The 16,651-nt window shown below is 45.9% G+C and carries 16 protein-coding genes, 1 tRNA gene and 1 rRNA gene; 12 read left to right on the forward strand and 6 right to left on the reverse strand.

Annotation, left to right across the window (positions count from 1 at the left end):
* Nucleotides 1–142: 142 nt before the first annotated feature.
* Nucleotides 143–257, forward strand: a 5S ribosomal RNA gene (gene rrf / locus F461_RS0102135).
* A gap of 241 nt (nt 258–498) precedes the next feature.
* Here the strand turns inward: rrf and F461_RS0102140 are convergent.
* The 4 genes from F461_RS0102140 to F461_RS0102155 all read right to left on the reverse strand — a co-directional run bounded on the left by F461_RS0102140 (nt 499) and on the right by F461_RS0102155 (nt 4,169).
* Nucleotides 499–822 carry an AzlD domain-containing protein gene (locus F461_RS0102140; protein ID WP_019999508.1) on the reverse strand — a complete coding sequence of 108 codons (324 nt, stop codon included), beginning with the start codon at nt 820–822 and terminating at the stop codon, nt 499–501.
* Nucleotides 815–1,522 (reverse strand): AzlC family ABC transporter permease, encoded by a 708-nt coding sequence (locus tag F461_RS0102145; protein WP_019999509.1) that lies wholly within the window; start codon nt 1,520–1,522, stop codon nt 815–817. The genes F461_RS0102140 and F461_RS0102145 overlap by 8 nt, the downstream gene beginning before the upstream one ends.
* A gap of 72 nt (nt 1,523–1,594) precedes the next feature.
* Nucleotides 1,595–3,373, reverse strand: coding sequence for a putative bifunctional diguanylate cyclase/phosphodiesterase (locus F461_RS16830; RefSeq protein ID WP_019999510.1), 1,779 nt, complete (start codon nt 3,371–3,373; stop codon nt 1,595–1,597).
* A 241-nt stretch (nt 3,374–3,614) separates the two neighbouring features.
* On the reverse strand, nt 3,615–4,169 hold the full coding sequence (locus F461_RS0102155; protein WP_019999511.1) for a tetratricopeptide repeat protein: 555 nt from the start codon (nt 4,167–4,169) through the stop codon (nt 3,615–3,617).
* 320 nt (nt 4,170–4,489) lie between these two features.
* Here F461_RS0102155 and flgB point away from each other — a divergent pair, with 320 nt between their 5' ends.
* The 7 genes from flgB to F461_RS0102190 are packed head-to-tail and all read left to right on the forward strand — an operon-like array spanning nt 4,490 to nt 10,412.
* Entirely contained in the window at nt 4,490–4,900 is a 411-nt protein-coding gene (flgB, locus tag F461_RS0102160) for a flagellar basal body rod protein FlgB (RefSeq protein WP_019999512.1), read from the forward strand.
* Complete coding sequence (gene flgC / locus F461_RS0102165) at nt 4,900–5,340, forward strand: flagellar basal body rod protein FlgC (RefSeq protein ID WP_019999513.1); 441 nt, start codon at nt 4,900–4,902, stop codon at nt 5,338–5,340. The genes flgB and flgC overlap by 1 nt, the downstream gene beginning before the upstream one ends.
* A 24-nt stretch (nt 5,341–5,364) precedes the next feature.
* On the forward strand, nt 5,365–5,691 hold the full coding sequence (fliE, locus tag F461_RS0102170; RefSeq protein ID WP_019999514.1) for a flagellar hook-basal body complex protein FliE: 327 nt from the start codon (nt 5,365–5,367) through the stop codon (nt 5,689–5,691).
* 49 nt (nt 5,692–5,740) lie between these two features.
* Nucleotides 5,741–7,366, forward strand: a complete 1,626-nt coding sequence (gene fliF, locus F461_RS0102175) for a flagellar basal-body MS-ring/collar protein FliF (protein WP_019999515.1) — start codon at nt 5,741–5,743, stop codon at nt 7,364–7,366.
* Between the two features lie 34 nt (nt 7,367–7,400).
* Entirely contained in the window at nt 7,401–8,351 is a 951-nt protein-coding gene (gene fliG / locus F461_RS0102180; protein WP_051089187.1) for a flagellar motor switch protein FliG, read from the forward strand.
* A complete protein-coding gene (locus F461_RS0102185) occupies nt 8,338–9,102 on the forward strand; it encodes a FliH/SctL family protein (protein WP_019999517.1) in 765 nt (254 codons plus the stop codon). The genes fliG and F461_RS0102185 overlap by 14 nt, the downstream gene beginning before the upstream one ends.
* Nucleotides 9,099–10,412: a FliI/YscN family ATPase gene (locus F461_RS0102190; RefSeq protein WP_019999518.1), complete on the forward strand. Its 1,314-nt coding sequence runs from the start codon at nt 9,099–9,101 to the stop codon at nt 10,410–10,412. Before F461_RS0102185 ends, F461_RS0102190 begins: the two co-directional genes overlap by 4 nt.
* A 149-nt stretch (nt 10,413–10,561) precedes the next feature.
* Here F461_RS0102190 and F461_RS0102195 read toward each other — a convergent pair whose 3' ends face one another.
* The gene (locus tag F461_RS0102195; RefSeq protein ID WP_019999519.1) at nt 10,562–12,007 is read right to left on the reverse strand and encodes a carbon starvation CstA family protein; all 1,446 of its coding nucleotides are present in this window, start codon (nt 12,005–12,007) and stop codon (nt 10,562–10,564) included.
* A gap of 725 nt (nt 12,008–12,732) precedes the next feature.
* Nucleotides 12,733–12,809, reverse strand: a tRNA-Arg gene (locus F461_RS0102205).
* Between the two features lie 469 nt (nt 12,810–13,278).
* Here F461_RS0102205 and F461_RS0102210 point away from each other — a divergent pair.
* Genes F461_RS0102210 through F461_RS0102225 form a run of 4 tightly spaced genes read left to right on the forward strand, consistent with a single transcriptional unit; the run spans nt 13,279 to nt 16,559 of the window.
* Nucleotides 13,279–13,842, forward strand: a complete 564-nt coding sequence (locus F461_RS0102210; RefSeq protein WP_019999521.1) for a UbiX family flavin prenyltransferase — start codon at nt 13,279–13,281, stop codon at nt 13,840–13,842.
* Between the two features lie 29 nt (nt 13,843–13,871).
* Complete coding sequence (locus tag F461_RS0102215) at nt 13,872–14,591, forward strand: metal-dependent hydrolase (RefSeq protein WP_019999522.1); 720 nt, start codon at nt 13,872–13,874, stop codon at nt 14,589–14,591.
* A gap of 48 nt (nt 14,592–14,639) precedes the next feature.
* A complete protein-coding gene (locus F461_RS0102220; RefSeq protein ID WP_178337382.1) occupies nt 14,640–14,930 on the forward strand; it encodes a GIY-YIG nuclease family protein in 291 nt (96 codons plus the stop codon).
* Nucleotides 14,931–14,960: 30 nt separating this feature from the next.
* On the forward strand, nt 14,961–16,559 hold the full coding sequence (locus tag F461_RS0102225; RefSeq protein ID WP_019999524.1) for a DEAD/DEAH box helicase: 1,599 nt from the start codon (nt 14,961–14,963) through the stop codon (nt 16,557–16,559).
* Nucleotides 16,560–16,651: the final 92 nt, after the last annotated feature.

Consider the following 16,651-nt stretch of genomic DNA (forward strand, 5'->3'; position numbering starts at 1 on the left):
ATAGTCCGTGAGCCTTATTTTTCTACACTAAATCATTCTTTTCCTCCCTATTAGATTAATATTTCAGGGTTCGTCCTTTGACGTGGCAGCAAGGTAAATATTGCTCGCCTTTCCAAAGAACAGACTAACCCGCCATATTTTTCTTGGTGGCCATGGAGGTTGGGGTACACCCGATCCCATTCCGAACTCGGAAGTTAAGCCGACCATCGCCGATGATACTGCAGGGGAGCCTGTGGGAAAGTAGGTCGCTGCCAAGATTTATTTCTAGACCGCGTTTCGTTTGAAACGCGGTCTTTTTTTTGTCTGATAGAGCGCTAAGAAGGGCTCTTCTTTCAGATTTGGGAATAAGCATACAAGAAAGCCGGTTGTCATACGACAACCGGCTTTCTTTATATATTCAAACCTGTCTGTGATTATATTTTTGTGAATCCGTATGTTGCTGCATTGCTGGTGTGAATTTATGTAGCAGTGTAGGAGAGCCATTTTTCTGTGATCTAGTTATAAGAAGTATTGTATTAAGTATAAGGTTCCCATTCCGCTAAGAATTGTAAAGAAAATATTTCGTGTTTTATACGCGATAAGCAGAGCGATTATTCCAGCCAAGATGCGCTCCTTACCATGTAGCGCACTGACCATGCCTTCATGGTAAACAATGGCAGGTGCGACAAGAGCTGCAAGAACTGACGCTGGAATGAATTTGAGAATACCCGCGAATTTGGTATTCAACTTAAAGCGATCTGCAGTGAGTATGAACGATCCGCGCATAATGATGGTGGCAATGCCAATAACAGAGATTACAATCCAGAAGGTACTATTACTCATGGTAAAGTTCCTTTCTTTTGCTGGCAAAATACCCCGCAAAGATGCCAGCGAACGCTCCGATCATAAGCCCCATATTGTAAGGGAGTGAAACGGTAAGAATAGCAGTGAGTGCTGCGACTGTTGCGGCAAGCGCAGTCGGACGGTCTGTAATATTGGGGACAAGCAGGGCAAGAAAGGTCAGCGGTACTGCGAAGTCAAAAGACCATTGTGGAGGAATAAGCGAACCGAAGAATATACCACTGATTGTCGATGCCATCCATGTGACATAGAGAGAGGTGCATGCGCCGAAAAAGAAGGGCAGTTTTTGATATGGGCTGTCTTTCCGGGTAAATTCGACAATGGATACCGCGTAGGCTTGATCCGATAAGGTGTAAGACAGGTATAAGCGTTGCCATAGGTTTAATGAGCCGAGATATGGAGTAATGGAGGCGCTATACATAACAAAACGCAGGTTGATCATGATAGCTGTTGCAATGATGATTATCGCTGAACTGTTCTCTGTCATGAGCTGGGCAACAGAAACCTGTGCTGCTCCTGCGAACATGAAAAGTGTCATGAAAATGGCTTTAAGTGGAGATATACCGGCAGCGATAGTTACAACACCGGTAAGCATACCAAAGGGTACAATACCCGGCATTACTGGAATGATCGTGCTTGCACCCGTAAAAAATGATTCTTTAGTAGAACGGGAAGTTAACATTCTAAGAGGATACTATTGTAGCTTCTCACTGTCGAATTCTTTTCGTGACGTATTACCCAATGGTACTTGAAGTTACCCAGCTTGAGAAAGCGGATTTTGCGAATGTTGCATAGTGCTGACAAGATCCGGGAGTATCTGTGGAGAAACAGGACGAGAGAATAAGTACCCTTGAGAAAAATCACATCCGGCTTCAAGCAGCATTATATGTTGTTCCTCTTCCTCTACTCCCTCAGCAACAACGGTTAACCCCAAAGCATGCGCAAGCGCGACCACTGCTTTAACTATCTCATAGTTGGCGGGATTTTTTTCCATGTCTGCAACAAAACTTCTGTCAATTTTTAAGTTACCGATAGGGAACTGTTGCAAATACATAAGTGAAGAATAGCCTGTGCCGAAATCATCAATACATATCCCAACACCAAGTGCTTTTAATCTACGGAGAGTAATATCTGCGTAATCCGGATTTTCCATAAGCATGGTTTCGGTTACTTCCAGACGCAGGCATTCTGGCGGTAAATTGGTTTCTTCTAAAATGCGGGATACGGTGTCTGTTAATTCCAGATCGGAAAGCTGGCGTGCTGAGAGGTTGACGTTAACTTTTAGCCCGTTGAATAATGAATTGCTCTTGCGCCACTCTGCAAGGGTGGAGCACGCTTCAAATAGTACCCATTCTCCCAGTTGTAAAATAAGCCCCGTTTCTTCTGCTAATGGAATAAATTTAGTTGGTGAAATAATGTTTCCCTGACTGTTTTTCCATCTGATAAGCGCTTCAAATCCAGTGATTGAACGTGTTTTTGTATCAACTACTGGTTGGTATACAAGAAAAAATTCATTGTTGATAAGAGCATTGTGGAGATCCAGCTCCATGCTGATGAGTTTGAGAGCCTTGGAGAATATTTGCGAATCATATACGGCAACACCGTCTGTTCCATTGGAACGGCCGTGATTAAGTGCCACATGTGCGTTTTGCAGATAACGGTCGGCTGTATCCACTTCGGGATCTCCATGCATGACACCGAAGCTGGCAGACATATGGATTTGCTTGCCATTCCATAAGATGGGACGCTTGATATGTTGAATAAGGGTATCGATAGAGCGGTGAACTGATTGGTGATTGGATGTATCTTCGTATATCAGCACAAATTCATCGCCGCCTACTCGGAATACTGTTTCAAAACCATATATAGAAGAGCGGAGGCGGTCTGCCAGCTTACAAAGAATAGTATCTCCAGCTGCATGTCCGAGCGAATCGTTGATATTTTTGAAACGGTCAATGTCAATGAAGACTACTGAAAAGTTCCAACGACCTGCTTTCTGTGCACAGTGGATGACGTTTTTAATTTTTTCAATACATTTTGATCTATTGGGGAGTTTAGTGAGACTGTCGTGCCATGTGAAATGGGTAAGCTGCTGTACAACATTTCGGTGAGATGTAATGTCATGACAAAAAGCCCGTATCCCGCAATAGCAACCATGGCAGTCCATTGCACGGCTTGCTTCAAATTTCATCCAGCGTTTTTTGCTATCCGGCAAGCGGATTTGAAATTCTGCAGATGCATAAACCTCCCCTTCATTCAGCTTACGCCACAGGCCGTGCCACAGCGGAAGGTGCTCTTCAATGAGAATGGCTTCCATGAATCGTGAGTTACGGTAAAAGTGCTTTGCTTCATATCCACAGCAAAGTTCACAGACGTTGGAAACGACTTCAAGTGTTCCATCAGCGGAATACCAAAATTCCCATAGTGGTGAGTGGAGTACCATGTCGCGGGCGGAGGCGTTAGCAGAGAAAATTGGGCGGCTGTGCTGCCCGTCCTTTACTGCTGTGTTTGTTGGAACCGTAGCTCCTGCCATATCTAACTCCCTGTTGTATTTAGATTGCGCAGGACGAATCCCGTCGAAAAGCTTAAGAAAACATACACTTGTTTTCTTAAATGACGCTATTAGACAGATGATAAAAGTACAAGTATGGCGCGAAGTATTCTTTAAACTAGTTACATAAAAAAGTATAATTAGAAAACTGATTAAAAAATAAGGCACCCTGTACTGAATATTATTTCAGTACAGGGTGCCTTACAACTTTGTGGGAGGGATATTAAGCAGCTATGTGCGTTAATACTTCTTTGGTGGCCTTGTGGTCTGGGTCAAGGCGTAAAATTTTATTGAATTCTGCAATGGACTCTTCTTTGCGGTTTGTAGAGAAGAGGCAAGTTGCATAGGAGAAGCGCACGGCTGTATCGTTTTCGTCTTCTTCTAATGCGCGTGCAAAAGCAGGAAGAATTTCTTCTACGCGCTCGGTGCTGTACCCCTGTTGAAGCAGGCAGTTAAGAGCAACTTTATCCACTGGATCAATGGAAAGTGCTTTGAGGAAATGGGTAAAGCTTTCATCGTGCTTACCTTGCTCCGCCAGAACAAGACCGATACCGGCATGGGCACGGGAACTTTTTTCCATGGTTGCAGCTTTCATGTATAGTTTTAACGCGGAGTCGTAATCTCCTTCAAAGATACTCACTGCTGCAAGGCCGAGAAACGGCTCAGAAGATTCGTTGTTAAGCTCGATTGCACCCTCAAAACATTCAATTGCTTTCTGGGTATCGCCTAACGCGAGATGGTATTCGCCAAGTACTTTTAATGTCTGGTAGTCGCTCATACGGGTATCCTTATTGAGTTTAGCTACATCCCCACAAATTCATACGATTAGGCGTGTAGGAAAAATAGTTCTGCTTTTATGCTTCTGCTGAATGTCAAGCAACTATCATGCCAAGAATCGTCATCTTGATTCTTTCGTTCAGAGTGACAAATCTCCGTCACCTTCTCTTTTTTTTCTATGAATAAAAATGACATCTCTATAAAACATATAATAAAAATAATATGTTGCAACTGTGGAACGCCTTTTGCTTTATATTCAGTGCCGTTGGCTCCCTTCGTACAGGAGTCGGCCGGAAGGCTAACAAAAAGGAGGATACCTGCATGAAAGGTTTATTTGAAACCCATATGTTGCTTAGTGCAAAGGTTATGGACATGCAGTTGCAGCGTCAGAATGTTGTCATGAGCAACATGGCAAACCTCAAAACCCCGGGGTATCTCGCTCGTAGGGTTAAGTTTGAGGAAGATTTGCAAAAAGCGCTGAACATTGATGGTCGAGGTAAGATGACACGTACCTCCGGTAAACATGTTCCTGCTTCTTTTGATCCGAATAATTTCGGACCGGAATGGGAAAAGAAAATGCCGTTGCGTGTTGTTCACGGTGAAGATCGTGTTGATATGGATAAAGAAATGGCTGTGATGGCTAAAAATACTATGCGTTACAATACACTGGCAACAGTGGTTAAAAGTAATTTTGAAGGTATGAAAAGCATCATCGCAAGTGGAGCTAAATAATGGATTTCATGACAGCACTCGATATCGGAGCTTCTGCGCTCAGTACTGAGCGTACAAGCATGAACATTATTTCAATGAACCTCGCAAACGCCAAAACAACCCGTACTCCGGAAGGCGGGCCTTATCGTCGTAAGACCGTTGTTTTGCAAGCTACTGAAGTCGATCATCCCTTTAGCAAACAGATGCAGACTGCGATGGACAGAGACTTGCGCGGCGTCCGCGTAAAAGAAGTAGCGCAGGATAAACGTCCGCTGAAACAGGTTTACGAGCCTGGGCATCCAGATGCAAACGAAGAAGGATATGTTTTTTATCCGGATATTAACGTTGTTGAAGAAATGGCAAACCTCATGACTGTACAACGCAGTTACGAGGCAAACATTTCCTCAATGGATGCTGTAAAAACTATGTACAATAAAGCATTGGAGCTTGGCCGCGGTTAGGCGGGCAATGTTAGGGAGTAGATTATGGCTATTCAGAGTGTAGGTATGAAGGCGTATTCGGAGGCTTTAAACAGCTTCGCGTCCGGAAACAAAAAGGTGCAGCAGTCCACTGCATCTGAAGAGAAATCAACAACGTCCTTTTTGGATACTGTTGAAGCATCTGTGAAGAAAGTAAACGACATGCAGCAGGAAAAGGCTGTTATGGTTGAATCTTTTGCCTCAGGTGAACAGCAAAACGTGCACGAACTTATGATTACGTTGCAAAAAGCAAGTGTAGCTATGGATCTTACGTCTGCCGTACGTAATAAGGTTCTTAATGCTTACAACGAAATCAGCAAAATGCAGTTCTAGTCCATACTGTTTTATCGCCATTTATTAACTGTATTTTTCGGAGTAAATAATGTCCCCCATGTTAAACGATGCTGTCGATCGCACAAAAAATTTCTGGACGAGTATTACTCTTTCACAAAGAGTATTTATCGGCGGTCTTGCACTTACTGTACTCGGCGTGTTTTTCGCGTTGTTGTTCTGGCTGAATAAGCCGGACATGCAGTTGTTGTATTCTAATCTTGCTCTTGAGGATGCAAATAGAATCGTAAAAGTTCTTCAGGCTGAAAAGGTTCCTTACAGTCTGGAAAACAACGGTTCCACCATCCTTGTTTCCGCAGATAAAGTATACGATATGCGTATCAAGATTGCTGGTGAAGGTGGTTTAACTGGGCAGGGCATTGGCTTCGAGGTATTCGATGACGTAAAAGTCGGCCAGACAGAATTTGTACAAAAAATAAACTACCAGCGCGCTCTTCAGGGCGAATTGAGCCGTACCATTACGGAATTCCCTGCGGTTGATTCCGCCCGTGTGCATCTGGTACTTCCTCAGAAAAGCCTGTTTATTGAGGACGAAATGCCGCCTTCTGCTTCTGTTGTTTTGACCCTCGGTGAAGGTAAAAAAATGACAGACAAAGATGTGATGGCAATCGTCAACCTCATCACTATGTCTGTTGAAGGGCTGGAAAAAGGTCGTGTGTCCATTGCGGATACAAAAGGCACTGTGTTGTATCATCCTGAAGACGAAGATTCCATCGAAGGCATGACTGCAACTCAGTTTGATCACAAACAGACTATCCAGAGAAATCTGGAAATGCGTATCCAAGAGCTCTTGTATCCTATCATCGGTGCAGGCAAGGTCATTGCAAAAGTTAACGCTGACCTTGATTTCAACCAGCGTACTATCCGTAAAGAACTGTATGACCCTGCAAGTGCTGTTGTTCGTTCAGAACAGAAAAGCGAGGAAACAACCCGCGGTAGCGCAAACCTTGAAGCAGGCACCCCTGATGCAAACTTTAGAGGTGACGGCATCGGCGGTAGCGTAAGTCAGCAGAATGCCACACGCGAAACCTCTACTATCAACTACGAGATCAACAAAGAAGAACAGAATATCGTGACCCCAGTGGGGCAGGTTGATCGTCTCAGTATTGCGGTTGTAGTTGATGGTATGTATGCGGCAAATCCGGATACCGGCGAGATGGTCTTCACTCCGCGCTCCGAAGAAGAAATGGCTCGCATTAAGGAGTTGGTTTCCAATGCGGTAGGTTTTGAAACAGCCCGCGGCGATGCCATTGAAGTTTCCTGTATCGCTTTTGGTGAACTGAATGTAGAACGCGAACGCAGTCTTGCTGAAGTTATCGGGGACTATGCAATGCGCATGGGTAAACCGATTCTGAATGCAGTACTTGTGTTCCTCTTCCTCCTCTTGATCGTGCGTCCGGTTATCCTCGCGCTTATCCGGCCTAAAGTTGAGTCGGGCGAGGTTATGGAAGGGCTTGAAGGTCTTCCAATGGGCGAAGAGCGCATAGCGCTTATTGAAGGTGAAGAAGAGCTTGATGCATTGGATGCACTGAAGAAAATTGAAGACATTAAGGCGCATGCATTACAGATTTCCGAACAGAACATGGAACAGGCTGTAGGCATCTTGAAGTCTTGGCTTAAAGATACCGGAGGGCATAAAGTTGGCCACTCAGCTTAAGGGCGCGGAAAAAACCGCTGTATTACTTCTGGCGATGGGGGACAAGTTCACCGCCGAGACCTTCAAACGTCTCGACCGTGCAGACATTGCCCAAATTTCAAAAGCCATGATGGAACTGGATACAGTTCCTAAAGAAGATGTTGAAGATATTTTACGCGAGTTTCATCATTCAATGATCGCGGGCAAAGAGATGATTTCCGGTGGTGAGGATGCCACCCGTCGTATGCTCTTGAAAAACCTTGATAGTGAAACCGCTAAGTACATTATGGATGCGCTGGAACTGGATAACGGCCCGGCACCGTTCCGTGAACTTGAAAACGTCAGTCCTCGTATTCTCTCGCAGATTTTGCGTAATGAACATCCGCAGACACTGGCACTTATTCTTGGTCACCTGCATTCAGATCAGGCCGCAGAGCTTATTCAGATGCTTCCTGCTGGTATCAGACCGGAAGTGCTTATGCGTCTCGCCCGTCTTGAAGCAGTACCGGAAGACATGCTTATGGCAGTAGATAAAGTGTTGCAGAGCCAGCTTATCGCCATGGGCGGCAAGGAAGGCAAGAAAGTGGGCGGCGTTGCTGCTGTTGCGGAAATTCTCAACGCAGTGGACCGTGCTACCGAAGAAGAAGTACTCGCAGAGATCGAAGAAGAATCTGTACAGATGGCAGAAGACATTCGAAACCTCATGTTCGTATTCGAAGACGTGGCAACACTGGACGGCCGCGGCATCCGCGAACTCCTGAAAGAAGTATCCAACGAGGATATGACCATGGCGCTCAAAGGTGCTTCCGAAGATATGCAGGACGTATTCTTCAGCAACATGTCCGAGCGTGCGGCAACAATGATACGGGAAGATCTGGAGATCATGGGGCCTACAAAGCTTTCCGATGTAGAGGGCGCACAGCAGACAATTGTAAAGATTGTACGCCGTCTCGAAATGGAAGGACGAATAGCCATTGGCCGCGGAGGCAACGATGTCTTCATCTAATATTCTTTCAGGCGATATTTTATCCGACACAGCTGCACCGAAGGGTGTGGCTGCGTGGGGTACCATCTTCACAGGCCCGGGTGCTGCAAACGAGCACACTCTGGAGGGCGTGGAAGGGGCTCGTTCCTTACAGTGGGATGATGCCACAGAAGCCGCCTACATGGAACGGGTGCGTGAGCGTGCAGCAGAACGGGCATCTAAGATTCTCGCAAAAGCACGGGAAGAAGCAGAGTGGGTTAAAGAAAAAGCACGTCAGGAAGGCTACGAGCAGGGCTGTCAGCAGGCTCAGCAGGAGCTTGAAGCAATCCAACAGCAGCACGCGGATTCAGTATCCGGTGTCCTCGGCGCTATTCAGGGACAGTGTTCCAATATCTTTAATAACTGGCGCAGTGATCTTGTAACCGTTGTGCGTTCTGCAGTTGAGAAAGTTTGCGCAGTGGAGCTGTCAGAAAACCGTCAGGCTTCCATGGAAAAACTTTTTGCAGAAGCTGTGCAGGTTCTGGACGAGCGCAGACAGCTTGTTATTACCGTGCATCCGGATGATGAATCAATGGTTTCGGCTATTATTCAGAATGCCCAGCACCACTACAACGGCCTAGAAGCGTGGACAGTGAAATCTGATCCGGCAATCACTGCTGGTGGTATCATTGTTGAAAGTCGCGACGGCATGGTGGATAACACGATCACCAGCCGTAAGCAGGCTGTGGACGAAATTTTAGACCAGCTTGTCATTCCTGAGGATCAGATATGATCGACCCGCGTGGTGCCCTCGAGATGCTGAACAATCTGGAGCCGAACCAGTCTTTTGGTAAGGTGAACAAGGTTGTCGGTCTGATCGTCGAAGGGTGTGGAATTAAAGCGCCTCTCGGGTCTGTGTGTCAGCTTATCCCCGAGGAAGGTGCAGAGCAGATTCCGGCTGAAGTTGTAGGCTTTCGGGACGGCAATATCCTGTTTATGCCGTATGGCGATATGCGCGGTATTAAGCCGGGATCACTTATCCGAAACTCCAGTCTGCCGCCGACCTTTCCCGTGGGCAATGACATGCTCGGCAAAGCATTTGATGCATTTGGCAATGAACTTGGTTCAGCATCACCGATGCTTACAGCCGAAGGCTATAAACCGTTGTACGCAACGCCGCCTAACCCGCTTTCCCGAGCGCGTATTGTGGAGCCTCTGGATGTTGGAGTACGCTCTATCAACAGTTTGATTACCTTGGGTAAAGGGCAGCGCGTTGGTATTATGGCAGGTTCCGGTGTGGGGAAATCTACCCTGATGGGGATGATGGCTCGATACACTGAGGCGGATATCAACGTTATTGCGCTTATCGGCGAACGTGGTCGAGAGGTTCTGGAATTCATGGAAAAGGATCTGGGCCCTGAAGGAATGAAGCGTTCCGTGTTGCTTGTGGCGACATCTGACCAGTCTCCGCTTGTCCGTATGCGTGCTGCATATGCTGCAACTGCAGTGGCGGAATTTTACCGTGATCAGGGCAAAAACGTTCTGCTTATGATGGACTCAGTAACCCGGTTCGCAATGGCAGCCCGTGAGGTTGGCCTTGCAACAGGCGAACCGCCAACAACCAAAGGGTACACCCCTACTGTATTCACTCAGCTTCCAAAACTTCTGGAACGTGCAGGTAACAGCGAGACGGGCAGTATTACCGGAATTTACACTGTTCTTGTTGACGGTGACGATTTTAACGAACCGATTGCAGATGCTGTACGTTCAATTCTCGACGGACACATTGTTTTAACGCGTGATCTTGCAGATAACGGACATTATCCTGCAATCGACGTTTTACGGTCTGTATCCCGCCTACGTAGCGATATTTGTACACGTGAAGTTATCGAGGAAGGTCAGTCTGTAACCAAGTTGCTGGCTGCGTATAAGAAAGTGGAAGATATGGTAAACATTGGCGCCTATTCCCATGGGTCAAACCCTGTGGTTGATAAAGCGATCTCGATGGTTCCGAAAGTAAACGAATTTTTGCAGCAGAGGGTAGAAGATCCTTGTACAATTGAGGAAGCCTATTCCCAGCTGCATACTTTGGTACAACAATAAATCAGGGTAGCCGAAAGCAACGGGAAGGGACGCCCGTACTCCAGCGCACTGTAACGGCGATATGACAGTACGCATCGCTGAAAGGTTGCTTTGTTTAATGCAGTACACATGAAAAAGGGTCGTGACATTATGTCACGACCCTTTTTTATTTAATTAGAAGTGGTAACGCTCTTTGCAGCAGACAGTTTGTTGCTTTTGAGCATGAACCATATGAAGCAGAATGCTGCGAAGGCTGCGCCAACGATAACAGATGTTTCGTACGGCATGTTGAAGCCGATTTTTGCATTACACAGATAGGTTGCGGATACGGCAGTCATAAAGGTTGCCGGAACAGTCGCAATCCAGTGTGCTTTTGCGTGGCGGGCAAGGTATACACCGGCAGTCCAGAGAACGATAGTTGCGAGAGCCTGGTTGGTGAGACCGAAGTAGCGCCAGATTACGGAGAATTCGGTTTTGGTGATTGCAAAGCCAATAAGGAAGAGCGGAACAGCAATCATCAGACGTTTGGAGTTCTCTTTCTGAGAGAATTTGAAGAAGTCTGCGATGATGAGGCGTGCAGAACGGAATGCGGTGTCACCGGAGGTGATTGGAAGTGCAATAACACCGATAACGGCAAGGAAACCACCAATAGGGCCCATGAGGGTTGTAGAAATCTGGTCAACAACAGCAGCAGGGCCACCATTTGCCAGAGCTGCCTGAAGTGCTTCAGGAGTCTGGTAGAAGCTCATACCAAGAGTTACCCACACGAGTGCGATAAGTCCTTCGCCGATCATTGCACCGTAGAATACCGGACGGCCATTGCTTTCTTTAGTAATGCAGCGAGCCATGAGTGGAGACTGGGTTGCGTGGAAGCCGGATACTGCACCACATGCGATGGTGATGAAGATGAGCGGCCACATTGGCAGGTCTTTTGGATGAGTGTTATGTAAATCGAGGCCGTTCGGGTAGAAGTCGTAACCTTTTACCATAAGCATGGTGATAAGGCCGAACGCCATGATGAGCAGTGCAACACCGAAGAGCGGGTAAATACGTCCGATGATTTTATCAACAGGAAGGATGGTAGCAATGAAGTAGTAAACGAAGATGAAAGAGGTCCAGACGTATTTTGCAATAACAGGGTCGAGGCCAAAGTTGATTTTTTTAGCAAGAAGTGCAGCAGGGCCGAGAACAAATACCACACCTACGAGCAGCAGCAGGACGATGGAAATAATGTTCATAAGCTGTTTAGCCGTTAGGCCGAGGTTTGCACCTACGATTTCCGGAATAGATTTGCCGTTTTCACGAACGGAAAGCATGCCGGAGAAATAGTCGTGAACGCCACCTGCAAAGATACAGCCGATAACAACCCATACAAGGGCGACTGGACCGTACAGGGCACCGAGGATTGGGCCAAAGATTGGACCAAGGCCAGCAATGTTGAGCAGTTGAATGAGGTTAATGTTCCACATTTTGATGGGAACAAAGTCGACACCGTCTTCAAGACGGATAGCAGGAGTCGGGATACTGTCATCAACACCAAAGATATTTTCTACAAGCTTACCGTAGGTAAAATACCCGAGGATAAGGATTGCAGCAGCAATAAAAAAGTAAACCATGCTTGTTCCTTTTGCGCTAAGGCGCATGAATATGAGATTTTTTGCTTTCAAAAAAGCAGGTTATTGCAGGAGACAGGTAACTGCATATCGTGAAAGCTGTTGTTACATACAAAAATCATCATTCAGAGCCAAAGAGAAGATTGTAAAAAAAAGTAAAAATACTGTTTTTTCAAAAGGTTCAGCGTTTTAACTTCCTAAAATAATGGCAGATACAGTTTTTTTTAGCTGCGATACGCTTAAGTTGTTAATGAACACTTGTTTTCTACTGTTAGAGTCTAGAAAAGGTAGATATATTCTTGACATTCAATGTTTTTTTGAGCTGTACGATTTTTGTATAACCAGTATCGGATGAGTGATGTGACGTCGCTATAAACCTGTAACAAATGTTACAGGTAGCGGGCAGGTCAAAAGCTAAGTTTGAAAAAAAGTGTTACCGGTCCTTGATAGCAAACTCTCGCCGATAAATTACGATTCCCCTTGATGCTGTTTGCCACAAGTATGGGGTATACCTTCCTAGATGTTTACTTGCAGTCTCCTGAAGTACCTTTTTAAGGAACCTCAAAGAATGTAGTAAAGAGCATATCATCTGTGTATGTCACGTTGACGGTGAATCCTGCACAAACATTTCAGTTTTCAGCATCTTATAAAACCGAACAAACAAAAAAAGGAACCCCATGTTATACAAGGGGTTCCTTTACAATATCTTTCAATAAGATTGTTCAGCGTGGTGGGCTATACAGGAGTCGAACCTGTGGCCTCTGCCTCCGGAGGGCAGCGCTCTATCCAGCTGAGCTAATAGCCCGTGCGCGATTAAGTAGACTTGAGCGTCAATGATGTCAAGTTATATAACGCGTTGGCATGCCCTGTCAGCATAAAATGGTGTAAAGTTGCAAAACGGGAAGCAGGTAAAATATAACGGGGCTGAACATTGGTGGCATGCTTGAAGGTATGCTATGATGTCTCGAGGTGTCTCGAGAAATACTATGATTCGGCATTTAATCACATATTTGTTATTTTGACTAACATGAGCTACATATATTTTAAGCTTGGCACAACAAATTTAAAAAAAATAAGCAAAAAATAGCAAAATTGTATAAAAAAGCAGAAAAAATCCACTTAATAAGTTATTTCGCTAGCACTCGTATCATTAGTTTGTTAAAGCCGCTTGCATGGCAAGAACGCAAAGAGAAATGTCTTTGCTGTTAGTTTGCCTTTCCCGCGTTTATTAATGTTACAACGGAACAGCAATGTTCCGATAGTAAGTGAGAGTCATGAAAAAGATTGTTGTAGCAGTGACAGGTGCTAGCGGTATGCCGCTGACTGTTTTGTTGCTCAAAGAACTCGCCGCCACTTCTCAGGCTGAGATACACCTGATTGTATCTGATGCAGCCAAGACAGTCCTTGAGCTTGAGTCAGGGCTGGGTCTCGATCACCTCACCTCCTACGCAAACTTTGTTTATACGCAACATGAAGTCGGGGCAGCACCGGCAAGTGGCTCCTGGTTGCACGATGGCATGATTATTTGTCCGTGTTCTATGGCTTCTCTTGGTGCAATTGCTAACGGCATAGGTTCTAACCTTATACATAGAGCTGCTGACGTGACTTTGAAAGAACGCAGGAAACTCATTCTTGTTCCTCGCGAAACGCCGCTGAATCGTATACACTTGCAGAATATGCTCGCTGCTGATGAAGCCGGTGCGCTTATTATGCCGCCTACTCCGGGCTTTTATTCAAAGCCTGAGACAATAGAAGATATTTGTACTCATCTGGTAGGTAGAATGCTCGATCATTTAGGCATTGAGCATGCTTTAGTTAAACGCTGGAACGGCATGTAGCCGTTGCAACTTTAGCCGGAGGACACCCCATGCAGGAATTGCAATGGAATGGACACGCTAATTTTCAACTGAAAACTCCTTCTGCGACAATATTAATTGATCCATTTTTTGAAGGAAATCCCTCTGCCGCCAGTACATGGCAAAGGGCATCAAAGCCGGATGCTGTGTTTGTTACCCACGATCATGGTGATCATACCGGTTCAGCAGTAGAAATTTGTAAAGCCACAGGCGCAATGCTTGGTGCTATAGTAGGTACAGCTCAAAAATTTGTTGAGGCTGGTGTTCCGCAGGAACAGGTTATTAATGGATCCGGTTTTAATATTGGTGGTACCATTGTTGTGGAAGGTGTGAGTGTGACTATGACGCAAGCATACCACTCCACAGAGTCCGGTGCTCCCGTCGGATATATTTTCCGATTGGACGACGGATACACGGTGTACCATGCCGGTGACACAGGAATTTTTTCTGGAATGGAATTATGGGGGCGGTTATATGACATTGATCTCGCCCTGCTGCCGATAGGCGGCGTGTATACCATGGATGCAAAACAGGCAGCGCTTGCATGCCGCCTGCTAAAGTGCAAAAGCGTTGTGCCGATGCATTGGGGCACCTTCCCCGTCCTTGAACAGAATACAAAAGATTTTGCTTACCAGTTACAGAACTATGCTCCGAATTGCCGTCTGTATGACTTGAAACCGGGCGATAGTTTGAAGCTTGAAAATACAACCGCTGCAACTTGCAAATGTTAGCAACGGTTAGATATGGTTGCATTGACTGGTATCGTGCAAGATAAAACGATGTCGATGAAAAATAGTTGGGTAGTCTATCTTGTGCAATGTGCAGACGGTTCGCTCTACTGCGGCATAACAACCGATATGGACAGACGCCTTGGTGAACATAACTCGGGAAAAGGAGCAAAGTATACTCGCTCCAGACGCCCGGTGTCCCTGATCGCCAGCGCCTTTGTTCCGGATCGGAGCACAGCTTCTAAGATAGAATGTAACATAAAAAGACAGCCCTCCGGCAAGAAAGTCGATACTCTGAACAGGTGCGTCAGGGAACTCGCTTCTTCTGCAGCGCAGTCATAAGATGCCAGTTAGTGCATAAGGAATTTTATTATGGAACGATGTATTTTTTCTGAACTCCCTCTCTCTCCGGAGTTATTAAAGTCTATTGAAGACATGGGATTTGAAGAAGCATCTCCAATTCAGGCTATGGCCATTCCTCCTCTTCTCGAAGGCAAGGACGTAATTGGTCAGGCTCAAACCGGTACGGGTAAAACCGCAGCGTTCGGTATTCCAGTTTTGGAAAAGGTCGACGTGCGTTTAAAATCTCCACAGGCAATCATTCTTTGCCCTACTCGTGAGCTCGCTATTCAGGTTGCAACAGAAATCAGCCAACTTGCAAAACGTAAGCGCGGCGTTTTTGTTCTGCCAATCTACGGTGGCCAGCCAATCGAGCGTCAGATTAAAGCTCTGCGCCGCGGCGTTCAGGTTATTGTAGGTACCCCGGGCCGTATGATGGACCACATGAAACGTGGTACTATTTCTCTTCAGGAAATTAGCATGGCTGTTCTTGATGAAGCGGACGAAATGCTCGATATGGGCTTCCGCGATGACATTGAGTTCATCCTTGAGCAAGTACCTGAGAAAAGCCAGACTGTATTCTTCTCCGCTACTATGCGTGATGAGATTTTGCAGCTTGCAAAACGCTTCCTCAACGCTCCAGAATTCCTCAAAGTTACTCAGAAAGTACTTACTGTTCCTAATATCGAACAGATTTACTATGAAGTTCGTCCGTTCCAGAAAATGGATGCGCTTTGTCGTGTACTCGATGTATATAATCCAAAGCTTACCATCGTATTCTGCTCCACCAAACGCGGTGTTGACGAACTTACAGCGAATCTTCAGGGTCGTGGTTATCAGGCAGACGGGCTGCATGGTAACTTGAACCAGACCCAGCGTGATCGCGTTATGAACCGTTTCCGTAAAGGTACTATTGAAGTGCTCGTTGCAACAGACGTAGCAGCTCGTGGTATTGACGTAGATGACGTTGAAGCTGTTGTTAACTACGATATTCCAAACGATGTTGAGTACTACGTTCACCGTATTGGCCGTACCGGTCGTGCAGGACGTATGGGGCGTGCATTCACCTTTGTTTCCGGTAAAGAATTCTGGAAACTTCGCGATATCAAACGCTTCACCAAAGCTCGCATCGTTCAGCATCAGGTTCCAACCATTGCGGACGTTGAAAATGCGAAATCAAGCAAACTGCTCGACGAAATTCGCGACAACATCCACAAGCATGAACTTGACCGTTACCTTACAATCGTTGACGATTTCATTCAGAACGAATTTGATGGTGACCTCACTACTGCTGAGATGGCAGCTGCTCTGCTTAAAATTCTTATGCACCGTGACCTCGGTGACGCAATGCCTGAGCAGAAGAAATCATTCGGTGACACCGGCGCACAGGCAGGCATGGTTCGTCTGTTTATCAACATTGGTCGTAAGAACCGCATCGGCGCTCGCGATATCGTAGGCGCTATTGCTGGCGAATCCGGACTTCCTGGTAAAATGATCGGTGCAATTGATATTTATGACCGTTTCACCTTCGTTGAAGTTCCGGAAGACTACGCACAGGAAGTTCTTAATGTAATGAACGGCAACCAGATTCGTGGCAACAAATTGTTTGTTGAACCTGCTTCCCGTCGATAAGACTTCTGAAGTATAGAAATGAGAAAGGCTGCCTGATGGGCAGCCTTTTTTTATGGCTCGGGGAAGATGTTGCATACTGTTGTGATGCAAAT

It is taken from the genome of Halodesulfovibrio aestuarii DSM 17919 = ATCC 29578 (genome assembly GCF_000384815.1).
Classification (GTDB): Bacteria; Desulfobacterota; Desulfovibrionia; order Desulfovibrionales; family Desulfovibrionaceae; genus Halodesulfovibrio; species Halodesulfovibrio aestuarii.